At 69.2% G+C, this 23,005-nt stretch carries 21 protein-coding genes and 1 pseudogene; 12 read left to right on the top strand and 10 right to left on the bottom strand.

Going from position 1 to position 23,005, the window contains the following annotated elements; all coding sequences use genetic code 11:
• Positions 1–803 precede the first annotated feature (803 nt).
• Positions 804–1,349: a hypothetical protein gene (locus ACZ4TG_RS00110; RefSeq protein ID WP_468158945.1), complete on the top strand. Its 546-nt coding sequence runs from the start codon at positions 804–806 to the stop codon at positions 1,347–1,349.
• A gap of 126 nt (positions 1,350–1,475) precedes the next feature.
• Here the strand turns inward: ACZ4TG_RS00110 and ACZ4TG_RS00105 are convergent, their stop codons facing one another.
• Positions 1,476–2,423 (bottom strand): SDR family NAD(P)-dependent oxidoreductase, encoded by a 948-nt coding sequence (locus tag ACZ4TG_RS00105; RefSeq protein ID WP_468158943.1) that lies wholly within the window; start codon positions 2,421–2,423, stop codon positions 1,476–1,478.
• 450 nt (positions 2,424–2,873) lie between these two features.
• Between ACZ4TG_RS00105 and ACZ4TG_RS00100 the strand changes: the two genes are divergently transcribed.
• Positions 2,874–4,166 carry a penicillin-binding transpeptidase domain-containing protein gene (locus ACZ4TG_RS00100; RefSeq protein ID WP_468158942.1) on the top strand — a complete coding sequence of 431 codons (1,293 nt, stop codon included), beginning with the start codon at positions 2,874–2,876 and terminating at the stop codon, positions 4,164–4,166.
• A gap of 549 nt (positions 4,167–4,715) precedes the next feature.
• Here the strand turns inward: ACZ4TG_RS00100 and ACZ4TG_RS00095 are convergent.
• A pseudogene (locus ACZ4TG_RS00095) lies at positions 4,716–5,409 on the bottom strand (transposase); the annotation flags it as partial.
• Positions 5,410–6,030: 621 nt separating this feature from the next.
• On the opposite strand from ACZ4TG_RS00095, the gene ACZ4TG_RS00090 reads away from it, so the two are divergent.
• From ACZ4TG_RS00090 to ACZ4TG_RS00080, 3 genes are all read left to right on the top strand, one after another.
• Positions 6,031–6,735: a hypothetical protein gene (locus tag ACZ4TG_RS00090; RefSeq protein WP_468158941.1), complete on the top strand. Its 705-nt coding sequence runs from the start codon at positions 6,031–6,033 to the stop codon at positions 6,733–6,735.
• Between the two features lie 458 nt (positions 6,736–7,193).
• Positions 7,194–7,970 (top strand): class I SAM-dependent methyltransferase, encoded by a 777-nt coding sequence (locus tag ACZ4TG_RS00085; RefSeq protein ID WP_468158939.1) that lies wholly within the window; start codon positions 7,194–7,196, stop codon positions 7,968–7,970.
• A gap of 295 nt (positions 7,971–8,265) precedes the next feature.
• The gene (locus tag ACZ4TG_RS00080; RefSeq protein WP_468158938.1) at positions 8,266–9,396 is read left to right on the top strand and encodes an acyl carrier protein; all 1,131 of its coding nucleotides are present in this window, start codon (positions 8,266–8,268) and stop codon (positions 9,394–9,396) included.
• A 424-nt stretch (positions 9,397–9,820) separates the two neighbouring features.
• Here the strand turns inward: ACZ4TG_RS00080 and ACZ4TG_RS00075 are convergent, their stop codons facing one another.
• On the bottom strand, positions 9,821–11,278 hold the full coding sequence (locus tag ACZ4TG_RS00075) for a hypothetical protein (protein ID WP_468158937.1): 1,458 nt from the start codon (positions 11,276–11,278) through the stop codon (positions 9,821–9,823).
• A 478-nt stretch (positions 11,279–11,756) separates the two neighbouring features.
• Between ACZ4TG_RS00075 and ACZ4TG_RS00070 the strand changes: the two genes are divergently transcribed.
• Entirely contained in the window at positions 11,757–12,026 is a 270-nt protein-coding gene (locus tag ACZ4TG_RS00070; protein ID WP_468159758.1) for a Mu transposase domain-containing protein, read from the top strand.
• On the opposite strand, the gene ACZ4TG_RS00065 is transcribed toward ACZ4TG_RS00070, so the two are convergent.
• Both ACZ4TG_RS00065 and uppS read right to left on the bottom strand, forming a co-directional pair.
• Positions 11,971–13,434 (bottom strand): oxygenase MpaB family protein, encoded by a 1,464-nt coding sequence (locus tag ACZ4TG_RS00065; RefSeq protein ID WP_468158935.1) that lies wholly within the window; start codon positions 13,432–13,434, stop codon positions 11,971–11,973. The two genes, ACZ4TG_RS00070 and ACZ4TG_RS00065, sit on opposite strands and share 56 nt — an antisense overlap.
• The gene (uppS, locus tag ACZ4TG_RS00060; protein WP_468159757.1) at positions 13,431–14,117 is read right to left on the bottom strand and encodes a polyprenyl diphosphate synthase; all 687 of its coding nucleotides are present in this window, start codon (positions 14,115–14,117) and stop codon (positions 13,431–13,433) included. Before uppS ends, ACZ4TG_RS00065 begins: the two co-directional genes overlap by 4 nt.
• A gap of 452 nt (positions 14,118–14,569) precedes the next feature.
• On the opposite strand from uppS, the gene ACZ4TG_RS00055 reads away from it, so the two are divergent.
• A complete protein-coding gene (locus ACZ4TG_RS00055) occupies positions 14,570–14,788 on the top strand; it encodes a hypothetical protein (RefSeq protein ID WP_468158934.1) in 219 nt (72 codons plus the stop codon).
• A gap of 226 nt (positions 14,789–15,014) precedes the next feature.
• Here ACZ4TG_RS00055 and ACZ4TG_RS00050 read toward each other — a convergent pair whose 3' ends face one another.
• The gene (locus tag ACZ4TG_RS00050; RefSeq protein ID WP_468158933.1) at positions 15,015–15,374 is read right to left on the bottom strand and encodes a MerR family transcriptional regulator; all 360 of its coding nucleotides are present in this window, start codon (positions 15,372–15,374) and stop codon (positions 15,015–15,017) included.
• Positions 15,375–15,433: 59 nt separating this feature from the next.
• Here ACZ4TG_RS00050 and ACZ4TG_RS00045 point away from each other — a divergent pair, with 59 nt between their 5' ends.
• The 3 genes from ACZ4TG_RS00045 (at position 15,434) to ACZ4TG_RS00035 (ending at position 16,697) form a co-directional block, all read left to right on the top strand.
• Complete coding sequence (locus ACZ4TG_RS00045; RefSeq protein ID WP_468158932.1) at positions 15,434–15,763, top strand: putative quinol monooxygenase; 330 nt, start codon at positions 15,434–15,436, stop codon at positions 15,761–15,763.
• Between the two features lie 380 nt (positions 15,764–16,143).
• The gene (locus ACZ4TG_RS00040; RefSeq protein ID WP_468158931.1) at positions 16,144–16,461 is read left to right on the top strand and encodes a hypothetical protein; all 318 of its coding nucleotides are present in this window, start codon (positions 16,144–16,146) and stop codon (positions 16,459–16,461) included.
• A 17-nt stretch (positions 16,462–16,478) separates the two neighbouring features.
• Entirely contained in the window at positions 16,479–16,697 is a 219-nt protein-coding gene (locus ACZ4TG_RS00035; RefSeq protein WP_468158929.1) for a hypothetical protein, read from the top strand.
• 389 nt (positions 16,698–17,086) lie between these two features.
• Here the strand turns inward: ACZ4TG_RS00035 and ACZ4TG_RS00030 are convergent, their stop codons facing one another.
• Positions 17,087–17,524: a MarR family winged helix-turn-helix transcriptional regulator gene (locus ACZ4TG_RS00030; RefSeq protein WP_468159756.1), complete on the bottom strand. Its 438-nt coding sequence runs from the start codon at positions 17,522–17,524 to the stop codon at positions 17,087–17,089.
• Positions 17,525–17,638: 114 nt separating this feature from the next.
• Between ACZ4TG_RS00030 and ACZ4TG_RS00025 the strand changes: the two genes are divergently transcribed.
• Positions 17,639–18,520: an alpha/beta fold hydrolase gene (locus ACZ4TG_RS00025; protein WP_468158928.1), complete on the top strand. Its 882-nt coding sequence runs from the start codon at positions 17,639–17,641 to the stop codon at positions 18,518–18,520.
• Between the two features lie 72 nt (positions 18,521–18,592).
• Here the strand turns inward: ACZ4TG_RS00025 and ACZ4TG_RS00020 are convergent, their stop codons facing one another.
• Positions 18,593–18,694, bottom strand: a complete 102-nt coding sequence (locus tag ACZ4TG_RS00020; protein ID WP_468158926.1) for a helicase — start codon at positions 18,692–18,694, stop codon at positions 18,593–18,595.
• A 473-nt stretch (positions 18,695–19,167) separates the two neighbouring features.
• On the bottom strand, positions 19,168–19,884 hold the full coding sequence (locus tag ACZ4TG_RS00015; RefSeq protein WP_468158925.1) for a TetR/AcrR family transcriptional regulator: 717 nt from the start codon (positions 19,882–19,884) through the stop codon (positions 19,168–19,170).
• 91 nt (positions 19,885–19,975) lie between these two features.
• On the opposite strand from ACZ4TG_RS00015, the gene ACZ4TG_RS00010 reads away from it, so the two are divergent.
• A complete protein-coding gene (locus ACZ4TG_RS00010) occupies positions 19,976–21,685 on the top strand; it encodes a CocE/NonD family hydrolase (RefSeq protein ID WP_468158923.1) in 1,710 nt (569 codons plus the stop codon).
• 1,019 nt (positions 21,686–22,704) lie between these two features.
• Here the strand turns inward: ACZ4TG_RS00010 and ACZ4TG_RS00005 are convergent.
• Positions 22,705–22,875 carry an ArsR/SmtB family transcription factor gene (locus tag ACZ4TG_RS00005; protein WP_468158922.1) on the bottom strand — a complete coding sequence of 57 codons (171 nt, stop codon included), beginning with the start codon at positions 22,873–22,875 and terminating at the stop codon, positions 22,705–22,707.
• Positions 22,876–23,005: the final 130 nt, after the last annotated feature.

The following is a 23,005-nucleotide window of genomic DNA, read 5'->3' as shown; positions in this document are numbered from 1 at the left end:
TATCTCTGCGACCGGCCCGTCGAGGCATCGGCCCTAGAAGGCCGGCGTTCGCCCCGTCAGGCCCAAGGTCAACCCGAAGAAGGTGAAGGTGCGGCCGACCCGCACGACACCCTCCTACCCACAGACAGCTCGGTACGTGCCGCCAGGGGGCGGGGGCACGGACATGACCGGCGCTGTGCCGCGCCGCGCACGGCGTGACCAGCCTTTCCGTGAACGGTGGGGCGGCCCCACCGCGGTCGGGCCGGGTCCGCACCCCCTGGGCTGGGTGCCGGTCGGGACGGCGGCGACGGGCGAAAAAAGAGGGGCAGGGTCGGCTCGGTGTCCGCCCGTGCGGGTCGGGGATCGGCGTCCGAGCACGGCTCGACCTGGCCCGGGTGCTCTTGACGGGCCGCCCCAGGCGCTGGCAGGTATTCTCGGAGAAGAGCCCCATGGCGCGGGGCCGCCGCAGGCCGTCATGACGGCCCGTCAGCCCGCCAGCCCGTCCGCGTTCGCGGACAGTCGGCGTCGAGCGCTGATCCCGGACCGACCGGTTGGCGGCCGCGCACCTCTTGCCGCGACACGTCTCGCGTCAACCGCCATGGCGGGCCCGATCCCTGATTCCGTACACACTCCGGCAGCATCTCTGCCATGGAGGGAAGCGCATGAATCGGCAACGTCGTTGTGCACTGTTGGCCCCACTCCTGGCTTCCGCAGTGGCCCTGCCCCCGACGATGGCGGCCCAGGCAGCCCCTTCGGCCGTGCAGGTCCCTGCCGCCCCGGCATGCCAACTGAAAGCCGTGGCCGGCTCCTCGTCCCGTGTCAACATGGCGATCACCGGCTTCGCGGCGAACCAAAGGATCACGATCAACCACGTCGGCGGCAGAGCGTCGGACACGCGGGTCGATCCGCAGGGCAACCTCAACGTGAAGAACCTGCGCGATGGGACCTACAACGTCAAGCCACGCAACGGTGGTCGCGGCTCCAGCGTCCCGTGCACGGACGCCCCCGCCCCCGTGACCGTCAACATCACTGATGCCGACGTGGTTGCGACCAAACCGGACACCCCCACGGTCAAGTGCAACCAGCCGACTCCCGTGACGTTCGAGGGCACGCTCACAGGCACGGGAACCGGTGACATCAGGGTCGTGTGGGTGAGCCCGGACACTGGGAAGCGGTCCGAGCCCACGATAAAGTTCACCGGCCCGAGCTCCAAGACCCCGGCATTTGTCATCAATGCTCCCGCCCGCGCGAACCCGGCAGAACCGCGGCCCTCGGTGAAGGTCCAACTCCAGGTGCCCCGGCAGGGATCGGAGACGGGTGTGTCGTCGGCGGTGTTCACGGTGACGCTCGTCTGCGAAGCCGGCACCTGACCCGGACGGTTCGATAGCTCGTCAGGAGGGCAGCGCAGGGTGTGCCGGCCCGCGCCCGGACCGGGCGCGGGCCGTGCCGGGCCTGCGCCCGGTCCGTTCCGGCCGTGCGGTGCGGCGTGTGGGACTTCAGCTTCCAGACCGGAGGTTGGTGCCGGTCAAGTCGCAGCTGGCCGCCCATAGACGTGCCGCGGTCGTGGTGTCGGAGAGGTGGTTCCAGAGGGGTTCGATCCTGGGCGTACCGCGCAGCCCGAACAGTCGGGGGCTCCACAGCTGGCCGCCGCGGACACCCGGGTCGAGTACGGCCCGAACAGCGGGCCATGCGGCAGCGTCCTTGCCCTGGACGAGAAGGCCGAGCGGCAGATGGCGCAGCCGCTCGCCGGCGGTCCGGACATGGAATGGCGGGCGCGAAGGCGTGAGGGAGTCGAGCGCGCCGCCGGGATGAACGACCACGCTCAGCGTCGTGCTGCCGGCAGCACGCAGGCGGCGGTCGAGTTCGAGAGCGAAGAGCATCTGGGCCAGCTTTGACCGCGCATAGGCGCGCTTGGGCTGGTAGTCGTGCGTGCTCTGGAGATCGTCGAGGTCCAGGCGTTCGGACTTGGCGGCGAAGCTGCCGGTCGTGACGATCCGGCTCCCCGGGGTTGCCGTGAGCAGGGGGGCCAGGTGGTGGGTCAGCGCGAAGTGCCCCAGGTGGTTGGTTGCGAGCATCAGCTCGTGGCCGGCCGTGGTTTCACGGCGCGGTGGATGGTCGAGCGCCACGCCGGCGTTGTGGACGACGGCGTCGAGGCGATCCAGTCCGAGCGCGTCCACGGATGCCTTGAGCGAAGCGAGATCGGCCAGGTCCAGGGACAGGTGCTTCACCTTGGCGCCGGGGACGCGCGAGCGGATGGAAGTGATCGCGTCGTCGGCCTTCGCCCTGTCGCGGCTACCGAGAACGACCATGGCCCCGGTGCCGGCGAGCTGCTCGGCGACGAAATACCCGATGCCCGCGTTGCCGCCAGTGACCAGGAAACTCCTCCCCTCGGCGCGAGGCAGCCGGTGGACGTCCCAGTGCGGGACCTGGGGTACGGAGGGCATGGCGGGCTCCCGGAAGCTCGAAGTGGTCTGGAGGCGGGCGGGACCGCACATTCACAGCCGGCCACGCCCGGTTCCCACGGTCCCTGACGCCACCCACATCCCGCCGACAGGTCGCTGTCCCCACCGACAGCCGACCGACATGGCGCGGGCCCAGCACGGCAATGGCCGCAGCTTCCCGCACCGATCAGGTACGAGAGGGCAGTGAATCGCGGCTGGACGGACCCGGATTGCATCCCGGGTTGCCATCACCGGCCCAGGCGGGCCCGGCCGCGCCCTGCCGTGCATGCGCGACGGCTCCAAGGCACGGGTGAGAGAGCGGACCGGCTCTTGCATGGGGCGCGGGCAGCGGGTGAGTGGGCGGCACCACCGCGGCGGACGGCGGTGCGACGAAGGCGAGCGCCGTGAACGCCACCGGTCGATCGTGCGTGATCTTGTTCCTAAGATGACCTCATGTCTGTACCGTCACGGCCCCGTGCCGCCGTCCTCGTCGCGCTGCTCACCCTGGTGTCTGCCGGTCTGTCGGGGTGCTCCTCGGAGCAGCCCGACGCGAACAGGGCGAACCCCTCCGGCGCGGCGGGGACCGCGGAGGCGAAGCCGCCCGCGCCGAAGCCCGAAGGGGCGCCCGGCGACATCCTGGTGGGCGGCCGTCCCGTGACCGGTTCGGTTCCCTCCGGGCACGCGACGTTCCCGTTCCGGCGGACCTATACGGACGGGGAGCTGTACGCGCCCGTCACCGGCTTCCGCTCCTTGGCGTTCGGAGACACCCAGCTCGAGAGTGTGCGGCGGGAGGACCTCGACGCGGGGAAGGACGTGGCGACCACCATCGACCCGGTGGTGCAGCGGACCGCGTTCGACGCGCTGCGCGGCCGTACCGGCGCCGCGATCGCCCTCGACGCGCGAACGGGCGAAATCGCCGCCCTGGTCAGCGCTCCCAGCTACGACCCCAATACCTTCAGCGGATACGCGCCCCCCGACGACAAGGCCTGGAAGCAGCTCCAGGCGGACGTCGGCAAGCCCCTCGTCAACCGGGCTCTGCGCGACGACCACAACCCGGGCTCCGCCGCCCACATCATCGTGGCGGCCGCGGCCCTGGAGAAGGGGCTGCTCGCGTCGGTGGACACACCGACGCGCAGCCCGGCCGTCCACACCGTCCCCGACAGCTCGGTGCAGTTCTCCGGCGACCCCGCCCACTGCACCGACGCGAGTCTGCGGACGGCCCTGCAGTACGCCTGCCAGAACGTCTTCGCCCGCCTCGCGACCGACCTGGGCGCGGACGCCCTGGCAGCCACAGCAGGGAGCTTCGGCTTCAACACGGAGAAGACGGACACGCCGGTGCGGGCCTTCGAAAGCAAGTGGCCCCGGCAGCCGGGAAATGCCGCGCAGCTCGCGCTCACGGCGAACGGCCTCTTCGACACCAAGGCCACCCCCTTGCAGATGGCGATGGTGATGGGCGCGATCGCCAACGGCGGTGCCTGGGTCTCTCCCCGGATGGTGGCCGATCCCAAGGCACCCGAGCCCAGTCGGCGTGCGGTCTCCCAGCACACCGCGGACCAGTTGCGGTCCGCGGTAGGCGGCTCGGTGAACGCGTGGGTGCCTTCAGCATCGGTCACCTGGGCCATGGCCTACACCCAGGCTCCGGGCGGCCGCCCCCTGGCCGTGGCCGTGATTCTCTCGAGCGGCGCCGACACTACTCGGGAAGCCGCCCAGATCGCCGGGAGGGTCATCGAGGCCGCCAAGCGGTAGTCCGCCAAGACGCCGACGGCGCCGAAGACATCTTCGGCGTCACGCAGGAGTCCTCCTGGGCCTTCACCGGCTACAGCGGCGCCTCCATCACCGAAGCCACCCGGCTGACCGTCAACACCTGCGACCGGGGCCTGCACCTGCGCAAGGCAAGCCCGGACCCGGCGGAGGCGTCGACCCAGCCTCCCTCGGCACCGCCGCCGCGTCCCTGGACGGCAAGGACATCACCTACGGCGCCACGGCACCCTCCGGGCCGGCCGGCGTTTTGAGGGTAGGCCGCGGGGCTCAGCCGCACTCTGGCAGCGAGACCCTGCCGACCCTCACGGTCACAACCAACCGAACTTCAGTACTTCCAGCAAGATCACGAGTACGGGCGCCCAGTCGGCCACCGCCTGCCGCATTGACAGACGGCGTTCGCACCGTGCGCAGTGACGAGCCGGATCCATCTCTGCAGTCATCTGCATCCCTCCTCTCAATTCCCTTGTTGTGCGGCTTGGTGCAACGGCGTTCCCGTGGCAGTGCCGAACCTGCTCGCGGGCAGATCCACGGCACCGGGACCGGCTTGCGCATGTCCCGGTCCGAGCGCGCCGGCCCAGCACTTCGACCGGCAGATCGCTGAGGAGGTGGGCAATGCGGGGCGCGTCGTAGCCGGCGTCGAGGACGACCAAGATGTTCGGGGCCTCTGGCTGCCACTGGCCGGCTTCCACGAGGCGTTCGACGACGTCGCGGACCTGGTCGGCAGTGACCGCGGCCAAGTCGCGCCGGTCTCCAGCCGGATCGCGTCCAGCAGCGCAGTCCACGAGGTGCGGCCGGTCTCCAGGGCGGCGACGATCGAGTAGGGCCGACCAGGGACCATCTGATGCTTGCCCAGGCCGCGGCCGAAGGTGTGGCAGAAGGAGCGGTCCGAGCCTGTGTCGGCGTCCGGCCGCAGCCACGGGGAGACATCTACTGCCAACACCAGCCGGCCGTCGTTCGCGCGGGGCAACGGCAGACCCACCAGAGCGCGACGAAGGCGGGCCATGTCGATCCGGCCCTGGTTGATCCCGGAGTACAGGGCTCCGTGCCCGCGTCGGTGTTCCGGCGCGAGCGCCAAGTCCACAAGCGCGCGGACCGGGCCGTCGGTACACAGCAGAGCGTCGCACAGCTCGAAGACGGCGTCCGCCCGCGATGTCAGGCACGCATAGAGCTCGGTCCGGAACCCCGACAACTTCGTCAACGCGTCTTGTTGAACGTTGTGCTCGACCAGTCACACGACCCCGGCCTCCGTGCTGAATCAACCCTGAGCACAGGATCGGAGCCCGGCCTCTCTCAGTCCGGTGCGGAAACTCCGAACAAGTTCGAGCCACGTTCGAAGCCCGACGATAGACGGCAAGTTAGGAGCGTTGTTCCGTCGGTGTACGGGGCGAAGATCTGCGGCACCCAGGGTTGGCGGCAATGCTGTTCCAGCTGATGCTGCTCGATCGTGATCCCAGTTTCGTCGGGGACCGCACCCGGCCCTGCTGGTCGCACACACCACCCGTACCGGCCGACCGGCAGCTCCTCGAACGAGAACGGAGACGGCAGCCTCCGGTCTCTCCGGCTTCGCTGGGGAGGACGGTCGCGCATTTACCCGGCAGGTGCGCTGTCCCCGCCCGGTCGGGCGGGGCTCCGGTCGACACCGCCCGACCGGGGCGGGATCATGAGAATGAATGACGCGCTCTGGCGGCCTTCTCCTGCGCCAACGAGTCATGGGTGGAGAGCCATGAACCGGCGCACCCGTCTCGTCACGCCCAGCCCCCTCCTCGTCGGCGCGGTCGCCCTCGGCCCGTTGGGGACCGCGCTCGCAACCAAGACCTTCTGCACCTGACCACCCCACGGGAGGCAAGCCATGACCCAGCGCACCCGTCTCGTCGCCCTCAGCCCGCTGATCGCCTGCTCGGTCGCGCTCTGTCCCTACGCTGCTGCCACCGCCACGGCCGCCCCACAGGCACCGGCCGGCCCCACCTGCACCGTGGAGCCGTTCCCCGGCGCCGCCGATCACGTCAACGTGAAGGGGAGTGGATTCGGCGGGAAGGTCGTCGTCAAGGAAACGAGCGGCACGAAGCAGGTCACGGTCGACGCCACGGCGGACGGAACGTTCGAGGCAGCGGCCCTCCCGGTGGGCTCGTACATCGCCGTCCCGTTCGGGTCGCAGAGCCAGAGTTACCCCTGCACGCAGACGGGGGGCAAGGACCAGACCGACGGGGACGACGCCAAGGCCGAGTACGACAAGGGCTTCCAGTTCGCCTTCCAGCAGATCAAAGCCAACTGCCAGGCCACACAGCCCAAGACCACCGATTCGCTCGACCCGAACTGGCAGAAGGGCTACGACAAGGGCGCCGAACTGGCGGCCAACACCTTCTGCAAGGGCCAGAGCAGCGACCCGAAGGCCGGCAAGAGCGCCGAATGGGTCAAGGGTTACGACTTCGCCTTCGGCAGGATCAAGGCCAACTGCCAGGCCACCCAGCCCAAGACCACCGAGCAGGTCGACCCCGAGTGGGAGGCGGGCTACGACAAGGGCGCCGAGGACGCGGCCGCGAAGTTCTGCACATAGGCACCGTAGACCGCCTACACCCGTGTTCCCTGCGCCGGATCCGGCGGCCCGCAGTCGTACAGACTCCGTCCTCGGGGTCGAACTCGCCGACCCGGCGCAAGTGCTCCCAGGGTGGCCAGCGTCAGGACGAGCAGCCGGGCGTCCGCGGTGAGCTTGGCTTTGCGGAGCTTCTTGTCCGAGACGACCTTCTGTGCCCAGCCGCTGAGCTGGAGTTCGAGAACTCCTGGGGCGCAGTATGGAACGTCGAGTGGAACGGGTCCTGGCTGGTGAACGGCACGCCCCAGACGGACCCCCTCCGAACGCTGGGCGGCATCGGCTCTGGGATGTCCGTAGGGATTCGATGGCCCGCACCCTCCTTCAGCCGACACGGGGGATGACGGCACTGTCGTCGGCGAGGGCGTTCGCGCCGATCACTGAGGCGACCAGCCTCCAGCTGATCTGGCACGGTAATCTCAGGTATGCCCGAGACATCAGTGGCGCACTTCTATGACGAACTGGCCGACGACTACCACCTGATCTACTCAGACTGGGACGCGAGCGTCCGTCGGCAGGGGGACGCCCTGGACGCACTGATCGGCCAGGATCGCGCGGCGGTGCTCGACTGTTCCTGCGGCATCGGCACGCAGGCCATCGGCCTGGCGCTGCGCGGGCACCGCGTCACCGGGACCGACCTCAGCCCCCGCGCCGCCGCCCGCGCCGCCCGTGAGGCCGCCCGCCGGAGCCTGAGCCTTCGTACGGCCGCCGCCGACATGCGCAGCCTCCCGTTTGCCGATGGCGAGTTCGACGCTGTCGTCTGCGCCGACAACTCGCTGCCTCACCTGCTGACGGAGCAGGATGTGCACGCCGCCCTGGCCGAGATGCGCCGAGTCCTGCGTCCCGACGGCCAGCTGCTGATCAGCACACGGCCCTACGACGACCTGCTGCGCGATCGCCCAGCTTCGACGCCTCCACAAGTCCACAGGATCGACGACGGCGCCGACGGCGGAGAGCGAACCGTCACCTTCCAGCTCTGGCACTGGCACGACGACGGCGAGCACTACGACTTGGAGCACTTCCAACTCCTCCCGGCAGGCGGAGAATGGCGCGTCCAGGTCCGTCGGACCACCTACTGGGCACTCGGCCGGGACCGGCTGGCCGGCCTCGCAGCCGAGGCCGGGTTTGTCGACCCTGAGTGGCGGATGTCGCAGGAGACGGGCTTCTTCCAGCCGCTGCTTGTGGCCCGCGCCGGCGAGTAGGTGATTCCATCGCCCGGCGCGGGACGGGTGGTGTCAGCTGACCCTGGGGGGTTCGTCGGCCCATCAGTCCTGCATGCGACGAGCGGCCCGGCGACAGCCGTGAGCGCGGAGGTCGCTCGGAGCCGTCGGGCCGGCCTCCAGAGCGTTTCCTGGGGAAGCGGGCGCGTGCCGTGCAGTGGTGGATACACCGCCAGCGGTACACCCGCCCCTTCGGGCCGGGCTGTATCACAAGGGACCACCTGTGAAACGGCGGAAGGCGCTGTGCGGGGGTGTCAGGGCCGACATGATCTGAGGCATGGAGGATTCCGGGGTGACTATGCGCGCAGACACAACCATTCAAGACCGCTACCGGTTGCAGCACCTGATCGGAGCGGGAGGCTCCGGACAGGTCTGGAAGGCGACGGATCGGACCCTTGAACGTGAGGTCGCGGTCAAGATCGCCACCGCCATCGCCGATGATCCACAGGCGGTCGCGCGGTTTACTGCCGAAGCCCGCAAACTCGCCCGGTTGCATCATCGCGGCATCGTCACCGTCCACGACGCCGGAACAATTGCCGACGACGGCCAAGCCGTGCCCTACCTCGTCATGGAACTGCTGGACGGCTCGACATGGCAGAAGAGCTCCTCCGTGGAATCGGTGGAGTCAGTCGTCCGGACAGGGGCGAGCTTGGCGGAGGCACTCGCGCACATGCACGAGATGGGGATCGTGCACCGGGACATCAAGCCCGCGAACATCATGATCTGCGCGGACGGAAAGGCCGTGCTGATGGATCTGGGCATAGCCCGCGACTTCTCCACCCTCACCACGATCACCGCGGCTGTTTCCCCTGGAACTCTTGCCTACATGGCTCCCGAACAGTTTTCCGGAGCCTCCGCCTCCGTCGCCTCCGACGTCTACGCGCTCGGCCTGGTCCTGATCGAGAAGATCACCGGCAAGCGTGGCCCTGCCGCGCAGCTCCCCGCCACCGACCGGACTGCCCTCGCCCCCAACCTCCGGGCTCTGCTCGACCGCATGACCGCCCTGGATCCGGGCGAGCGTCCTAACGCGGCGGAATGCTGGGGACAGTTGCGCCAATCCGTCCCGTCCCGCGAGCCTGCTCTCCCGGAACCCGCGCCAGCAGACGGGTCCACCACGATCCCCATCGCCCGGGCACGCCAAGAGCAAGCCGATTTGGTCACCGCTCAGGAAGAGATCATCACAGGCCTCGCCGAGATCATCAACGAGATCGCCAACATTCCGATCGAGGACGTCCAACTGGACAGCTCCTTCAAACACGATCTGGGAGTCGACTCTTTGGCCATGGTCGAGGTCGTCGTCGCCGCCGAAGAGCACTTCGACATCAGCATCCCGGACAAGCACATCAAGAAGCTGAAGACCATCCGCGACGCAACCGGCTACGTCCTCAGGGCGCGGCGCTCCCAGTGACTGGATACTGAGATTCCGGGCGCGATGTCGTAAGACGTCGGTCGGCATCCGTAAGGGTGCGGGGACGGGGGCGCGGTAAGCCTCGGATCGAGCCGCTTGTCCATGCCCAGGCGGAACGAGCCGTACGGGTTGACGTTGGACCAGAACAGCGCGGATCGACCGCGCCCCTGGCGGCGTGGACCTGACCGGGATGATCTTCTGTGACTCCTCTGGAGATGACCAGAGCCGCAGAGCTGTTCGCCGTTGTTTCTGCCCCGCCTGGCTGACTCTCGGCTTCCGGCCCGGTGACTGTAGACGCCTCAACGCACCGGCTGGCGTTCCGCCAGGTGGGCTGATGCCGTTGGGCGGCACGGTCTTGGCTTGATCATGTCCAAGCCAAGACCGGGCGGTGTCGGTCGGCGCGAGACCTCGAGGGGTACGAGCGTCACTTGAGGGAAATGAACGGGATCTCAATGTCATGGGTCGTCTGGTATTCGATTCCGTACTCACCGCCGTCTGCTGGGTTAGTGAAGACCCGCTCCCCGGGGATCAGTGGACCAATGCCCGCGGTGAGCATGGAAGTATTGCCGTCGGGGAGGATGGTAATCCAGGAAGCGGCGTAGCGTGGCTTCCTTGTCACGTTGATCAAGTTGTTGCTGTGGGCGACTTTCCCTTGGTAGAGAATGTGCGTGCTGCATTGAAGCGGGCAGCCTTCGTCGGTCTCCTTATTGTTTGCCCACGTGACAATCCCCTTGCTGATTGTTCGATCAATGTATTTCGCTCGGTCTCCCCTGATCAGGTGTGCCTGTGCAGAGGCCTGGAGAGAGTCAAAGGCAGCGCCGGTCGGGATTTGGATGACCTTGACCGTGCTGTATTCGGCTCCCGGGTTGAGCGGGGAGCCTGGTGTGACCCACCATCCGGTGCTGATCAGCTGCCGGCTGGCTGGCGTGGCGTACAGGTTCGTGCTTGTCTCCTGTTTCGGGTCACTCTTCCTTTCAGCCAGACTTCGCTGATTTTCACTGGCGTAACGCGTCTGGCCATCGAGCCAGTAGATGGTCCCGAGCAGGTGTACCGGAACTTTTCCCAGATTGCGAACTTTCACCTCGAGTGGAAGGTGGATGAAGCCGCCCTCGGTCAACGCCTTTCCGAACTTCACCTCGGTGGCAATCGAGGGGTTCTGTAGCGTCGGCTGATACAGGCTTGAGTAGGAGAAATTTGTTGCGGCCAGGAAGGCCGTGAATGCGAGGCCGACGGCGAAACTCTTCGGATGCGGAACCGACTCCCATGCCCGACTTCTGTGGAGAGTGAAAAGAGCCCAGACGGACCAGACCCACAGGCCGATATAGGCTGGAAGGAGCGGGATGTACTCCCGGTGTTTCAGCCACATGGCCAGGAGCACACTGCTTCCCGCCAAGGAAATAAGAACCCCCACCAGGGCGCCGGCCCCGGAGAACTTCCATTGACGCTTGTTGCAGAAATCGAGAGCAGCAAGACTGGCGATACCCTCGGCGGCACCTGCCAGGATGAAGAGGAATCCGGTGAGCCGTCCCGCGAATGTCAGAGAGTCGAAGGCGTCCGGCAGCCCGATGAAGATGAGCAGAACCATCGACCCCAGCAGGCCTGCCGCCATCACACTCGCTGTTGCGCGGCGGCACCAAGCGTTGTCCGGCCACGTCGTGCTGTCGGCCTCGCGCCAACAGATGGATGGATCGTCCAGTGGAAGGTCGTGCGGGAGCCCGGCCCGGCGGAGAAGCCGGCGGAGTTCGCGTGGTGACCATACGGAACCCACCCGCTTGTGGCCGACGGCAACGGCGCGTAGACCCCGACGGTCCGGTGGATGGACCACCACCGGGCAGCTTTGCGGCATGGGCTCAGTCTCAGCGCCTGTTTCCAGCACACGCATCCCGGGTTACTCCTGGTGGCCCCGCACGCCTCGCCGTGCCGAGATGATCACCGGGCGCGCTATCGGGTCGATGACGTGGGCGCCCACATGGAAGGCCACGGAACCGGCGTACGCGCCCGCCTGACCGCCGACGACCCGAACGGGTACGGGTCCATCCTCACCGGGTAGAAGGACCCCGGTGAGCGCGGTCGGCCAAACTCTGCACCGTGAGCTGGAAGTGGAAGAGCGGGGAGACGTTCCCCAACGGCACGAAGCCGGATGAGCTGGTAGCCCAGGCCGACCTGGATGCCCGGTTCATGAGCCATTGGGGGCGATCGCGATCGAAAGGGTCGGCTCCGTGGCCCAGGCGGGCTCCGCCCTGAATTTATGTGCACACCCAGACCCGACGACTGGGTACGTGTACTGCTTTCCCTGCACGGATCAGGAGACGGTCTTCGCGATGAGTGCGAAGACGCCAACGCCGAGCCCGCCGCCGCCCGTGCTGGCCCGCTGGTCGACGGCTGTGGTCGGGCCGGACATCCACCTCAAGGTCGGACGCGCCCTCTACTCGGTTGCCTGGAAACTGATCGGCCGCCGGGTCGATGTCCGCCGTCCAGGCCGTCGCCACCATGCACAACCTCGCCATGACACGGTGAAAACAGCAGGTCAGACACCACTCAGGCCCGCCCGAGACGGGCCTTCTGCAACACCCTTCAGGCGTCGGCGAGGAGGGGGTCGTACAGGGTGCCCGTGCGGCGGCCCGCCATGAAGGAGAGGAAGTCGCCCACGAAGGCGCTCCGGCCGTAGGCGCCGTCGGTGGTGGTGAGGTCTCGGTGGAAGGCGGTGCGGAAGAGGGCCCGGTACTCGTCCGCGTCGATGCTCCCGTTGCCGTCCTTGTCGGTGGCGTCGAAGAGGACCTCGGCAACGCGGATGAGCGCGGGTCCGGCGAGGGAGGGGACGGCGGTGGCGTACTCCTCGGCGCTGACGCGGCCGTCGCCGTCCGTGTCGAGGGCGGCCTGGAGCTCGCGCCACCAGGCGGCGAAAGCGTCGTAGAGCCGGGTCTCTTCGGGTTCGTCCAGGTCGAGGCGGGTGGAGAGTTCGCGTGCCATGGCGGCGAGGTCGGGCCAGTCGAGGTGGCCGTCGCCGGTCTGGTCCAGCACCCGGCGGAAGAACTCCTCCGCCGAGCGTCGGTTCGCTTCCGTGCCCGTCGAAGGTGCCGGGTCGAAATCGTCGTCGCCGCTCAGTGGCGTGAGGAGGCGGAGCAGGGCCGATGCCCGCTTCATGCGGGCGCGCAGGGCGGTTACGGTGCGGGCGCGGGGGTCGTCGCTGTCGGGCGAGAGTGAGAGGGCCTCGATGATGCTTTCGGCGTTGATCCAGCCTTCGGGCAGGAATCGGGCGAGCCCGGCGGCGAGGTAGGCGCCCTGCATGAGGGTGGGGGCGCCGGGCATCTCGGGCAGCCCGGCCCGGCGCCGGTAGGGCTCGGGGAGCGAGGCGACGGTGATCGCGCCGAGGAGCGGACCGGCGACAGCGCGGCCGGCGGCCCACAGTGTCGGCGCGCCGTCGAGCAGCGCAGGGGCGGGCAGGTGGTCGAAGAGCCGGTAGAGGATGACGCGGGCCGCCTCGGTGTTCTCCAGCTCGTTTTCGACAACCCGGTCGAAGTATCGCCAGAAGTCGTTCAGGTCCTCGGGGAGTTCTGCGGCGTCGCCGTCGAGCGCGGCGAGGAACGCGCGGTACTCCGCGTACATCCGCTCCATCGTGTCCTGGTCGAGCGGCTGGCCGCTCAGTCGGCACATGGTGACGGCGCTCTCGAAGAGGGTGGCGACCACCCAGGCGCGGGTCGCGCGGTCCATCGCGTCGTAGGCTCGGCCGCGGGAGTCGGAGCCGCTCATGCGGGCGTGCAGCCGGTTGAGTCGGGCGGCCTCCCGTTCGCGTACCGCCGGGTCGGAGCCGAACATGCGCCGCATGCTGAGGAAGGTGTTGCGCAGTCGGCGCCAGGGGTGGGTGACGAAGGTGGAGTTGTCGACGAGGGCGCCACCGATCTGCGGGTGAGCGGCCTCCAGTACGGTGGCGCGGATCATGGCCAGAGCCCAGCGCGGGTCGTCGAAGAAGGCGCTGAACTGCGAGTTCGGGCCGAACAGGGATGCCTCGTCGGCCGTTCCCGTGGTCTCGGTGGTCATGATGGGTCTCCATTCGTCCGGGCGGGCACGCCGCCGAAGCGGCGGTCGCGGCGCCGGTAGGTGTGCAGGCAGGCGAGGAAGTCGGGAGCCCGGAAGTCCGGCCAGAGTGCCTCGGGGAAGACCCACTCGGCGTAGGCGACCTGCCAGAGCATGAAGTTGGAGATGCGCTGCTCACCGGAGGTGCGGATGACCAGATCCACATCGGGGGTGTCGGGGAAAGGCAGGTGGTCCGCGAAGAGCCGCTCGGTCACCTCGTCGGCGGGCGTCCCGCTGCGGATCAGCGACCTTGCGGCCTCGACGATGTCCCGGCGCCCGCCGTGGTCGAAGGCGACGGTCAGCGTCATCCCCCGGTTGTCGGCGGTCAGCGCCGCCAAGTCGTCAAAGTCCTGGGCCAGTTCACGGGGGATGCGCGGGTCGGCGACCCCGAGGAATCGGCAGCGGATGCCGCGCGCGAGCAGCAGCGGCGCATGCTTGCGCACAACCCGGCGCACCAGACGCATCAGGAATTCGACCTCGGTGCCAGGGCGGTTCCAGTTCTCGGTGGAGAAGGCGTACAGGCTGAGCCACTCCACGCCGGCGGTCCGGGCCGCCTCGATGACGTCGATGACGGCGGTCTCCGCGGCCCGGTGACCCGCCGTACGGGGAAGCGAACGCCGCTGCGCCCAACGGCCGTTGCCGTCCATTACGCAGGCCACGTGCCGCGGCCCCGCACGCGCCGCCCCCTCGTCCCGCCGCTGCCCGTCGGGTCCGCCACCGCACTGTCGCCCGCCCGGCAGATCCTCCGCCACCGCGCGTGCGCGCGGCACGCCATGGTCCGTCACGCCCGGCCCCGCCCCGTCCGGAGCGGCACGACCGGCCGTGCCGCGCTCGGTCACGCCCACCCTGCCGCCCCCGCCTCGCCCACGCCCCACCGGCGCATTCCCTCCCGGGAGTCTGACAGCGCGAAAGGGGCCCTGACCGGCCGAACGAGTGGCCGTCACCCTTGGCTCGTACGATCGAATCTGTCCGAGTGCTGGAGCGGCGAACGCGCGCACAGGCCCTTTCAAAGCTCCAATCGATGCGGGGGATGGAGCGTGACGGCATCCAAGTCTCCGCGAACTCGCGCGCTTCGCGGAGGCCGGCTCGGAAGCGGCCGGTGCGCAAGTCGTCGACGAAAGCCGTCACGGTCTGGCGGAAGCGGCTGCGCTGCTCTGGCAGCCACTTCGACGACTGCGCCGAGATGGGTGCGGGCGGTGGTGCCGCCGCCACGCCAGCGGCTGCCTGCCCCAAGGGAGCCGGCAACGGCGGCAAGGGCGGCAACGCCGGGGCCGGTAGCACCGGCGGCTACCACGGGTGCGTCGTCATCACCTGCTGACCCGCTTCGCACCGAGCCCGCACACCGGAGCCATCAGCTGCCGCGGAGCACGGGCTCCCCGCTGTGCCTCGCCGGCCTCGGGTCCCCGTGGCTCATCGGTGTCCTGTCGCATTCCATGTGGCGGGAAGCGAGGCCCTGACCTGCGGGGCTGCCAGTTGGCTCGGGAACACGATGTGGCGTCCCTCTCAAACGAGTTGGCCTTCGCGGAGGGCAGCGATGGATCACCCTAAACGAGGATCCGTTCGCGGGCCTGGGTGGCGGAGATGAGCCCGGCCAGGGAGGTGCGGGTTTCCGATAGCGCGGAGATCCGGTCGTCCAGACCCTCGAGGTGTTCTTGGAGGGTCTCCAGCTTGCATGCGGCGACCGTGCCGTCTTGGCGAATGCACGGCTGCAGGTCGCGGATGACGCGGGTCGGCAGGCCGGCGTCCAGCAGCGCGCGAATGCGCCGGACCACGGCGGGGGCGCTGTCGCCGTAGCGGCGGTGGCCGCTGTCGAGGCGGTAGGACTCAAGGAGGCCCTGCTCCTCGTAGTAGCGCAACAGCCGGACGGAGGTGCCCGTTGTGGCGGCGAGCTCGCCGATCTTCATGTGGTGCTCCTCACATTCCCTTGAACCTCACACTGGTGTGAGATCTTAGCGTGAGGGCCATGACGAACACAGACCGCCCCATTTCCCTCTACGGTTTCCTGCGCCCCAGGCCGGAGTACGCGGACGAGGTCCGGCGCACCCTCTCCTCTTTCGTGGAGCCCACCAGGCAAGAGCCCGGCAACCTGCAGTATCACCTCCACGAGCATGAGGACGGCCGCTTCTTCCTGTACGAGGTCTGGCGCTCCCAGGAAGACCTGGACCGGCACAACGCGACGCCCCCGCTGCGTGCCTTCCTGGAGAATCTGTTGATCTTCCTGGAGGAAGCCCCGGAGGGCTACTTCGACACCATGCTCAGCCCGTACGCCGAGGCAGCACCGGTTGCCGCCTGAGGTGGATGCCCACGACCGGCCCTGTGCGTTGCACCGGGGCTGAACGTTGCCTGGACGGTTGCTTTCAGAGGGGGACCGGGGGTGTGACCGCAGGTGTGAACCTCCTAAACCGATGATCTCCCGTTCCCGCAGGTCAAACCTGGTGGGCAAGTCTCATCCGGAAAACGACACCTCTATCCTCGCGATAGCCGAGGGGGGAGGTCTATCCGTATCCCGTATCCCGGGGGCCGGGGCCGCGCGGAGGGGTACATGTACCGGTATGGCTCGTGAACGGATCCGGTGGCCCCTCGTCGTGGAACGGGCGCGGCAGATCGTGGACGGGCACGCGCCGCTGAAGGTCACGCTGCGGCAGGTGATGTATTCGGCTCGTCTCCGAGGGCGTGCTGCCGCACACGCCGCCGATGTACCGGCGGCTGTCCGCGCAGCTGGCCCAGGCCCGGCGGGAGGGCCGCTTCCCCGAGCTGATCGACATCGTCCGCGAAGTCCATGTCCTGCCGGCCTGGCCGGACGCGTCCGTCGCCGAGATGCCCGGCTGGTTCCGCCTGGACCGCACTACGGGCCAGAAGCAGGCCCTGTACGTCGCAGCGGGAAAGGACACCCTCCGCCAGCAGCTGACCGGCTGGCTCGAGTTCGCGGGCATCCCCGTACTCGTGGTCCGCGGCTTCAGCTCCCCAATGGCGCCAAGCAGGAGTTCCTGATCGGCACCGACCGGGCGATGTGGACCCGCTGGACCGACGTCAAGGGCCGGTGGTCCGGCTGGCAGCCCATGGGCGGGCTCTTCAGTGGCGAGATCTACATCATGGACCGCTTCCGCGGGGGCGACCCCTGGCAGTTCACGGTGAACAGCCGGGGCGACGACGGCTACCAGTGGATCAGTATCCGTAACCGCGACGGCAGCTGGGGCGGCTGGCGCCGCATGCCCGACCCGGTCTAGCCCTGGTGGATCCCGGCGGCTTGCGCGGTGGCCGCCGCGGCTTGGCTGAGCGAGTCGGGACTGTGCTCGCTCACTGAATCTGCGCAGGATACGAGCGCGTTGCCGCTTGACCTGCGGGTCTCCTGCCCCGGGGCCTGGCTGCGCAGGTTGATTGTGTGTGGATGGGTGCGGCCGTGGCACCAGATGAGCGTCAGCCGGGACGGGACGGCTGTCCCTGCTCATGCCGCGCAGCAGCCGTGATCATGGCTGTCACGGGTTGACCGAGCTGCTGCCGGCAGGCGCCAATCGCGAAGGTGGCTGGCTGCCATGGGCGTGCCTGTTCACACCGCGAACTGCAGCGGGCCTGCCGGCGGCCGAACTGACCCGCGCACCGGGCCGGGGCTGCTGCTCTAACGCGGTGGTGTCCCGGTGACCTCGATGTCGTCGAAGAGGTCCAGCATTCGGCCCAGCACCTTGAGGCAGGCGGCCACCTCGCCTTCGGTGAGCCCGCCGCCGGTCCGCCGCAGCAGGGCGTGCTCGCGGGCGGTCGCGGCGGTGATGGCGGCGAGGCCGGCGTCGGTGAGCCGGATCAGCGAGGAGCGCTGGTGCGCCGGGTTGGGGACAGCCTGGGTGAAACCGCGCGCGGCGGCGTCGTTGACCATCCGCTGCACGAACTGCCGGCTCAGCGACTGGGCCTGGCCCATTTGCGGGACCGTCATCGGCCCGTGCTCGCGCAGCAGGTCGAGCACGGCCTGCACGCCGACCGAGAGGTCCTGTCCCGGGGCATCCTGCTCGATCTTGCGCTGGACGCGCCGGTAGAGAGGCCCGACGAGGCCGAACACCTCCATCAGCCGCTCGGGCAGTTCGTCGGGGGAAAGCGGTCGGTCGGCCGGGGTCCTATTCACACCACCATCATGACACCTCAGTTGTCATGATCCCAAAAACATGACACCTTGGTTGTCATGACAGAGAACGCGACCGCCCCCCGCACACGAGTCTCCGACGCCTCCGACACCGTCGAGACCTTCGAGTCCGCGGACGGCCCGCTCGCCTACCGCGACGCAGGCCCCCGCGACGCCCGCCCCCTGGTGCTGCTCCACACCGGCTTCACGGACCACACCCAGTTCGGCAACCTGATCCCCGAACTGGCCCGGCGCCACCGGGTCATCGCCCCGGACGCCCGCGGCCACGGCTCCTCCGCCAACGCGACCAAGCCGTTCCGCCAGGCCGACGACCTCGCCGCGCTCCTGCGCCACCTCGACCTCGCCGGACCGGCGGTCCTGGTCGGCATCTCCATGGGCGCCCTGATCGCCGTTGACACCGCGCTGGAGCATCCCGACCTGGTCCGCGCCCTGGTCGTCAGCGGCCGGGGCGTCGGCGAACCGGACCTCACGGACCCCTGGTCCACCGCAGTCGGCCAGGCCCAGTCGGCCGCCCTCGCGAGCGGAGACATCCCCGGCTGGCTCGACGCCTTCGCCCAGTGGGTCCCCGGACCCCACCGCACCCTCGCCGACGTCGACCCCGAAACCGTGCGCCACGTAAGGGAGATGGCGCTGCGCACGCTCATGAAGCACACCCCCGACGAGCAGGACTTCACCGTCCCGGTGGCCGGTGTGGCGGAGCGCGCGAAGACCGAGCTCACCCTCCCGGTTCTGGCCGTCAACGGCGCTCTCGACGCCCCAGGCGCGGTGGCCACCGCCGACGCCCTGATCCGCTCCGTCCCCGACGGCCGCACCGTCACCCTCGACGGCGTCGCCCACTACACGACCATGGAGGCCCCGGAAGCCTTCACCCGCGCCCTGGAGGAGTTCCTGCACGAGCTCGCCGAGGCCCCGGGCCGTTGACCGGGTTGTGCGAGCCATGGTGAAGCACGCCAGGGCCCGTCCGGCGGCCGACTTTGCCCGCCTGCGCGGGTGTCATGCCCAGCCCACGTCCAGCTTTGCGAGGGCGGCGCGCTGTTCGGCGGTGAGCTTGTCGCGCCGGCTCTTGGTGTTGGAGACCCATACGCCCGGCTTCACGACGACTGGCTCCGTCGTGCCCTCGACCGCGATCTCCTCGCCGTGAGCCCTCGGGACCGGCCGGTGGGCGCTCTTCCCGCGCGACCACCGCCCAAGGGCCTCCAAGCCCCCTGGAACGCCTGCTGAGCCTTGCTCCGACCCCTTCGCCGGGTGACCGGCCGCGGGGGCGGGGGAGGGCGCCCGGTCGGGCCTCGCCCTCGGCCTCGCCCGTCCCGCCGGCCGCGCATGCGCCCGAAGGACCTGGCCCTGCTCCTGTTCGCAGAGGGCCTCCCGGCACTGAAGCAGACGGTGCGGGCCGCCTTCACCGCGGCGGTGGGCACCATCCAATGCGGCAGGTGCGGTGGGCCGCCTGACGGATCTGGGCCCGGAGACGGAGCCTGTCAGCGAACGGGGCTTCGGCGTCTCGCTCGACTTTGCCTCTGTGCAGGTCGGTACGCTGTCCGGCGGCAAGATCGAATGAGACGGGACACGGATCAGTCGGTATCGAGGCCGTCGATCAGGCGGTTGAGGAACCGGGTGAAAGTGGCTTCGGGGGTGACGGGACGCCCCGGGGCCGAAATGGCCTCGGCGAGTTCCGGGTGGTGGCCGTCCGTGGCGACGGCGACGAGGTAGCGGGCTTCGGCCGCAGCCCGGTCCGGGGACTGCGAGGCTTCGGCCTGCGCGATCTCATGGCCGACGTGCCCGGCCACGAACCCCGTGAGCTGGGCGAAGATCTCCATCTTCGTCATCCCGTCCAGCCCGGCGGGCCGCAGGGCGGCGAGCGCATGCTCCAGGAAGGCCAGGGTGTTGGGCCCGGGGACGCGCCGGGTGGACAGCGCGGCGGGCAGCCAGGGGTGCCGCAGCATGTGGGCGCGCTGGAGGTGGGCGATGGCCTTCAGGTCGGCGCGCCAGTCGCCGGTGAGCCCGCCCGTGGTCGGCAGTTCGCCGCTGACGTGGTCGACCATCAGGTGCAGCAGCGTCTCCTTGTCGGGGGCGTAGCTGTAGAGCGACATGACGCCGGCTCCGGCCCGTTCGGCGACCTTCCGCATGGTGACCGCTTCGATCCCCTCGGCGTCCGCCAGGGCGACGGCCGCCTCGGTGATGGCCTCCCGGCTGTAGGTGGGCTTGCGGCCCCGGCGCGGCTGGCCAGAGCTCAGCCAGAGCTGCTGGGGGTCGACGCCCGGGGCGCCGGCCCCTCCGTCACGCGGCATGCTCCACGCTCCTTCCTTGATCGACAGCCCTTGTGGGCCTCAGTCGAGTATTCTATTCTCGTACACAGTACGGGAATCAAGGAGGGGAACGATGACGTCACGCACGCACGGTTCTGTGCTGAGTCCGACCTGGACACCGCCTTCCGGGAAGCCGCCCCTTTCCTCACGGATGATGAGGGCGACGTGGCGACGTCTCCCGGCCAAGCTGCACGATGTCGGGTGGGAGCCGGGACTGGCGGTGCCGGCCGCCGATGGCAGCCCGCTGATCACGGACCACTACTTCCCGCGCGCCGAGGGCGATTTCCCCACCCTCCTGGTGCGCTCGCCGTACGGCAGGGGCCTGCCGTGGTCCCCCATGTACGGGCTGCTCTTCGCCGAACAGGGCTTCCACGTGATCGTGCAGAGCTGTCGCGGCACCGGCGGTTCGGGAGGCACGTTCGACCTGTGGCGCAACGAGGCCGCCGACGGCCGGGCCACGGTGTCCTGGCTGCGCGAGCAGCCTTGGTTCAACGGCACGCTGGGTACCGTCGGCCCCAGCTACCTGGGCTACGTCCAGTGGGCCCTCGCCGCGGACCCGCCGCCGGAGCTGAAGGCGATGGTGGTGCAGGTGGGCCTGCACGATCCCCACGCCCTGTTCCACGCGCACGGTGCGCTCAACCTGGAGACCGCCCTCGCCGTCGGTGCGGGCATGACCTACCAGCACCAGGGCATGGCACCGTTTGTGAAGGCGACCCTGCGCCTGCAACGACGCCTGCGCGAAGTCACCACCGCGCAGCCGCTGCGCGGGGCGCATACCACCGCCCTCGGGGGCGAAGTGCCCTGGCTGGACGACGTGATGACGCACCCGGACGCCGAGGACGCCTACTGGCACGGCGCGTCCCTGGGTGAGGTGGCGGAGCGGCACAGCGTGCCCACGAGCCTGATCACCGGATGGCACGACGCGCTGGCCGACCAGACCTTCGAGCAGTACGACCGGCTGCGTCGGGCCGGATGCGAGACCTCCCTGCTCGTCGGCCCCTGGACCCACACCTCCGCCCTGCAACAGGGATGGCCCGAGGTGTTCGCCGAGAGCCTCGCCTGGCTGCGCGCCCACCTGTACGCCGACCCCTCCGACCTGCGTCCCACGAAGGTGCGCGTGCACGTAGGCGGCGAAGACGCCTGGCGGGACCTGGACGAATGGCCGCCGACCACGGCCGTCAGCCCGTGGTTCCCCACCGCGCAGGGAGATCTCACCCAGCAGTCCCCCACGGACCGCGCACCAGTGACGTCGTTCCGCTACGACCCGAGCGACCCCACCCCGTCCCTCGGCGGTCCGCTGCTCTCCCGGATCGCCGGCCCTCGCGACAACAGCCCCCTGGAGGCCCGGGACGACGTACTGACGTTCACCGGCCCCCCGCTGACCGAGCCCGTGGACGTCCTCGGGCCGATCTCGGCACGGTTGAGCATCTCCACGGACACTGGTCACACCGACGTCTTCACCCGCCTGTGCGACGTGGACGCACAGGGCCGCTCCCTCAACATCTGTGACGGCCTGGGCCAGCTGCGGACGGACGGGCAGGAGCCGTCGCAGGTCACCGTGGAGATGAGCTCGACCGCCCACAGGTTCGAGGTCGGCCACCGCATTCGCTGGCAGATCAGCGGAGGCGCCCATCCGCGCTACGCCCGCAATCCCGGCAACGCGGAGTCGCCGCTGGACGCCACGACCTTCACACCGGTGCGCATCACGCTCCACGCGGACTCGGAGCTGGTGCTTGCGACGCCCGCCCACGGTTCCGGGCTCAGCCCTGCGGAGAATGGCTGACCAGCCGGCCCCGACGGCCCGACGCCGTCCTCCTGCCCGATCACACCGCCAACGAGCAGGAGGGCGTCCCGGCGCCGGAGCTGCCGGTCACCCTCGACATGCCGGACAAGGTCGCCGACTTCTGCGCGCCGCCGACTGGAGCCCGCCGAGTGGGCCGCCCTCGACCACGGAGTGACCGCACGACGCGGCTGCGCAGTCCTCTTCGGCCTCGTCAGCATCCACACCGCCTGTCGAGGCCGAGGCGCTCGGTCTTCTGACGGTCGCATTGACCGCAGTGCGAGTGGGCAGCGGATGCTTCCTGGCATAGCTGCAAGAACCGGGAGGACCTACGGGCACGGACCGCGCCCTTCTCTTCCATGGGGATGCCCTCCAGGCACCCGATCTCCGCCGGATCCATCAGCGCGCCCTCGCCAGCCGTGCCCCAGGTTCCGAGCTGTTCCACGCACCGCTGCGCAGCGCGGTGTTCGTCGCGGCGTTCCTCTCCGCTGAACCGGATCCCGGCCGGGGCGATCGTGGGCTCGGGAACGGACAGCCCATCCGAAGCTGGCTCTTCCGGAGCTGCCGCCCCGGTTGCTGTACCCGGATCTGCCGTGGACGCGGGGCGAACACCTCCTGACCCGTCCGATCGAAAGCCTGCGCGAACACCACGCCGCCTCCATTCCAGGCCGCGCTCACCGCGTGGCTGCGATTTCTCCCGCCGGGCTGCCGCGCCATCTCAGGCGGACCGGCCTCTGCTTTTCTGCCTGGTGGGTCAGAGTGTGGTCTCTTAGACGACGGTGGTGTTGGGGCAGTCTTTCGCGATGCCGAGGAGGGCCTGGCCAATGGGTTATGTGGCTTTGTTCATGAGTCGTGGTTCTGGCTCAACTTCTGTGGTGACATCTCGTCGCTCGGTTCATCGGGACCCTGAAGGATGGGAACCGGCAGGACGTTGCGTGGCGGACGCTCCTCAACGCAGTGGACCCGGTGGGAGCCAGGACGGCTGTCGGCCCCACCCTCCCCGGGGCCGAGAGCCACCGCGCTCATCGATCGTTTTCGGCCAACACCGCGGCGAGGAGTCCCGGGAAGCGGGCATCGAGATCAGCGCGACGCAGGGTCATCAGACGAGCCTTTCCCGCCCTGCGGGTCTGGGTGATTCCGGCTTCGCGCAGGATGCGCCAGTGATTGGACAGCGTCGATCTGGGCACGTCCACGCCGTCAGGGCTGCACGCACTCTCGCCGCCCTAGGTGTGTTGTCCCGGGACGTTGGTGACACGCGTGCTGGGTTCTTGAAATGGGTGAGGGCCTCCGGGTTCGGTGTGGATTGCGACATCTACATCGTTC

The sequence above is a fragment of the Streptomyces sp. NPDC028314 genome (genome assembly GCF_055565795.1).
Note: the sequence above shows the minus strand (reverse complement) of the source record. Positions and strands in the feature narration are given on the sequence as shown.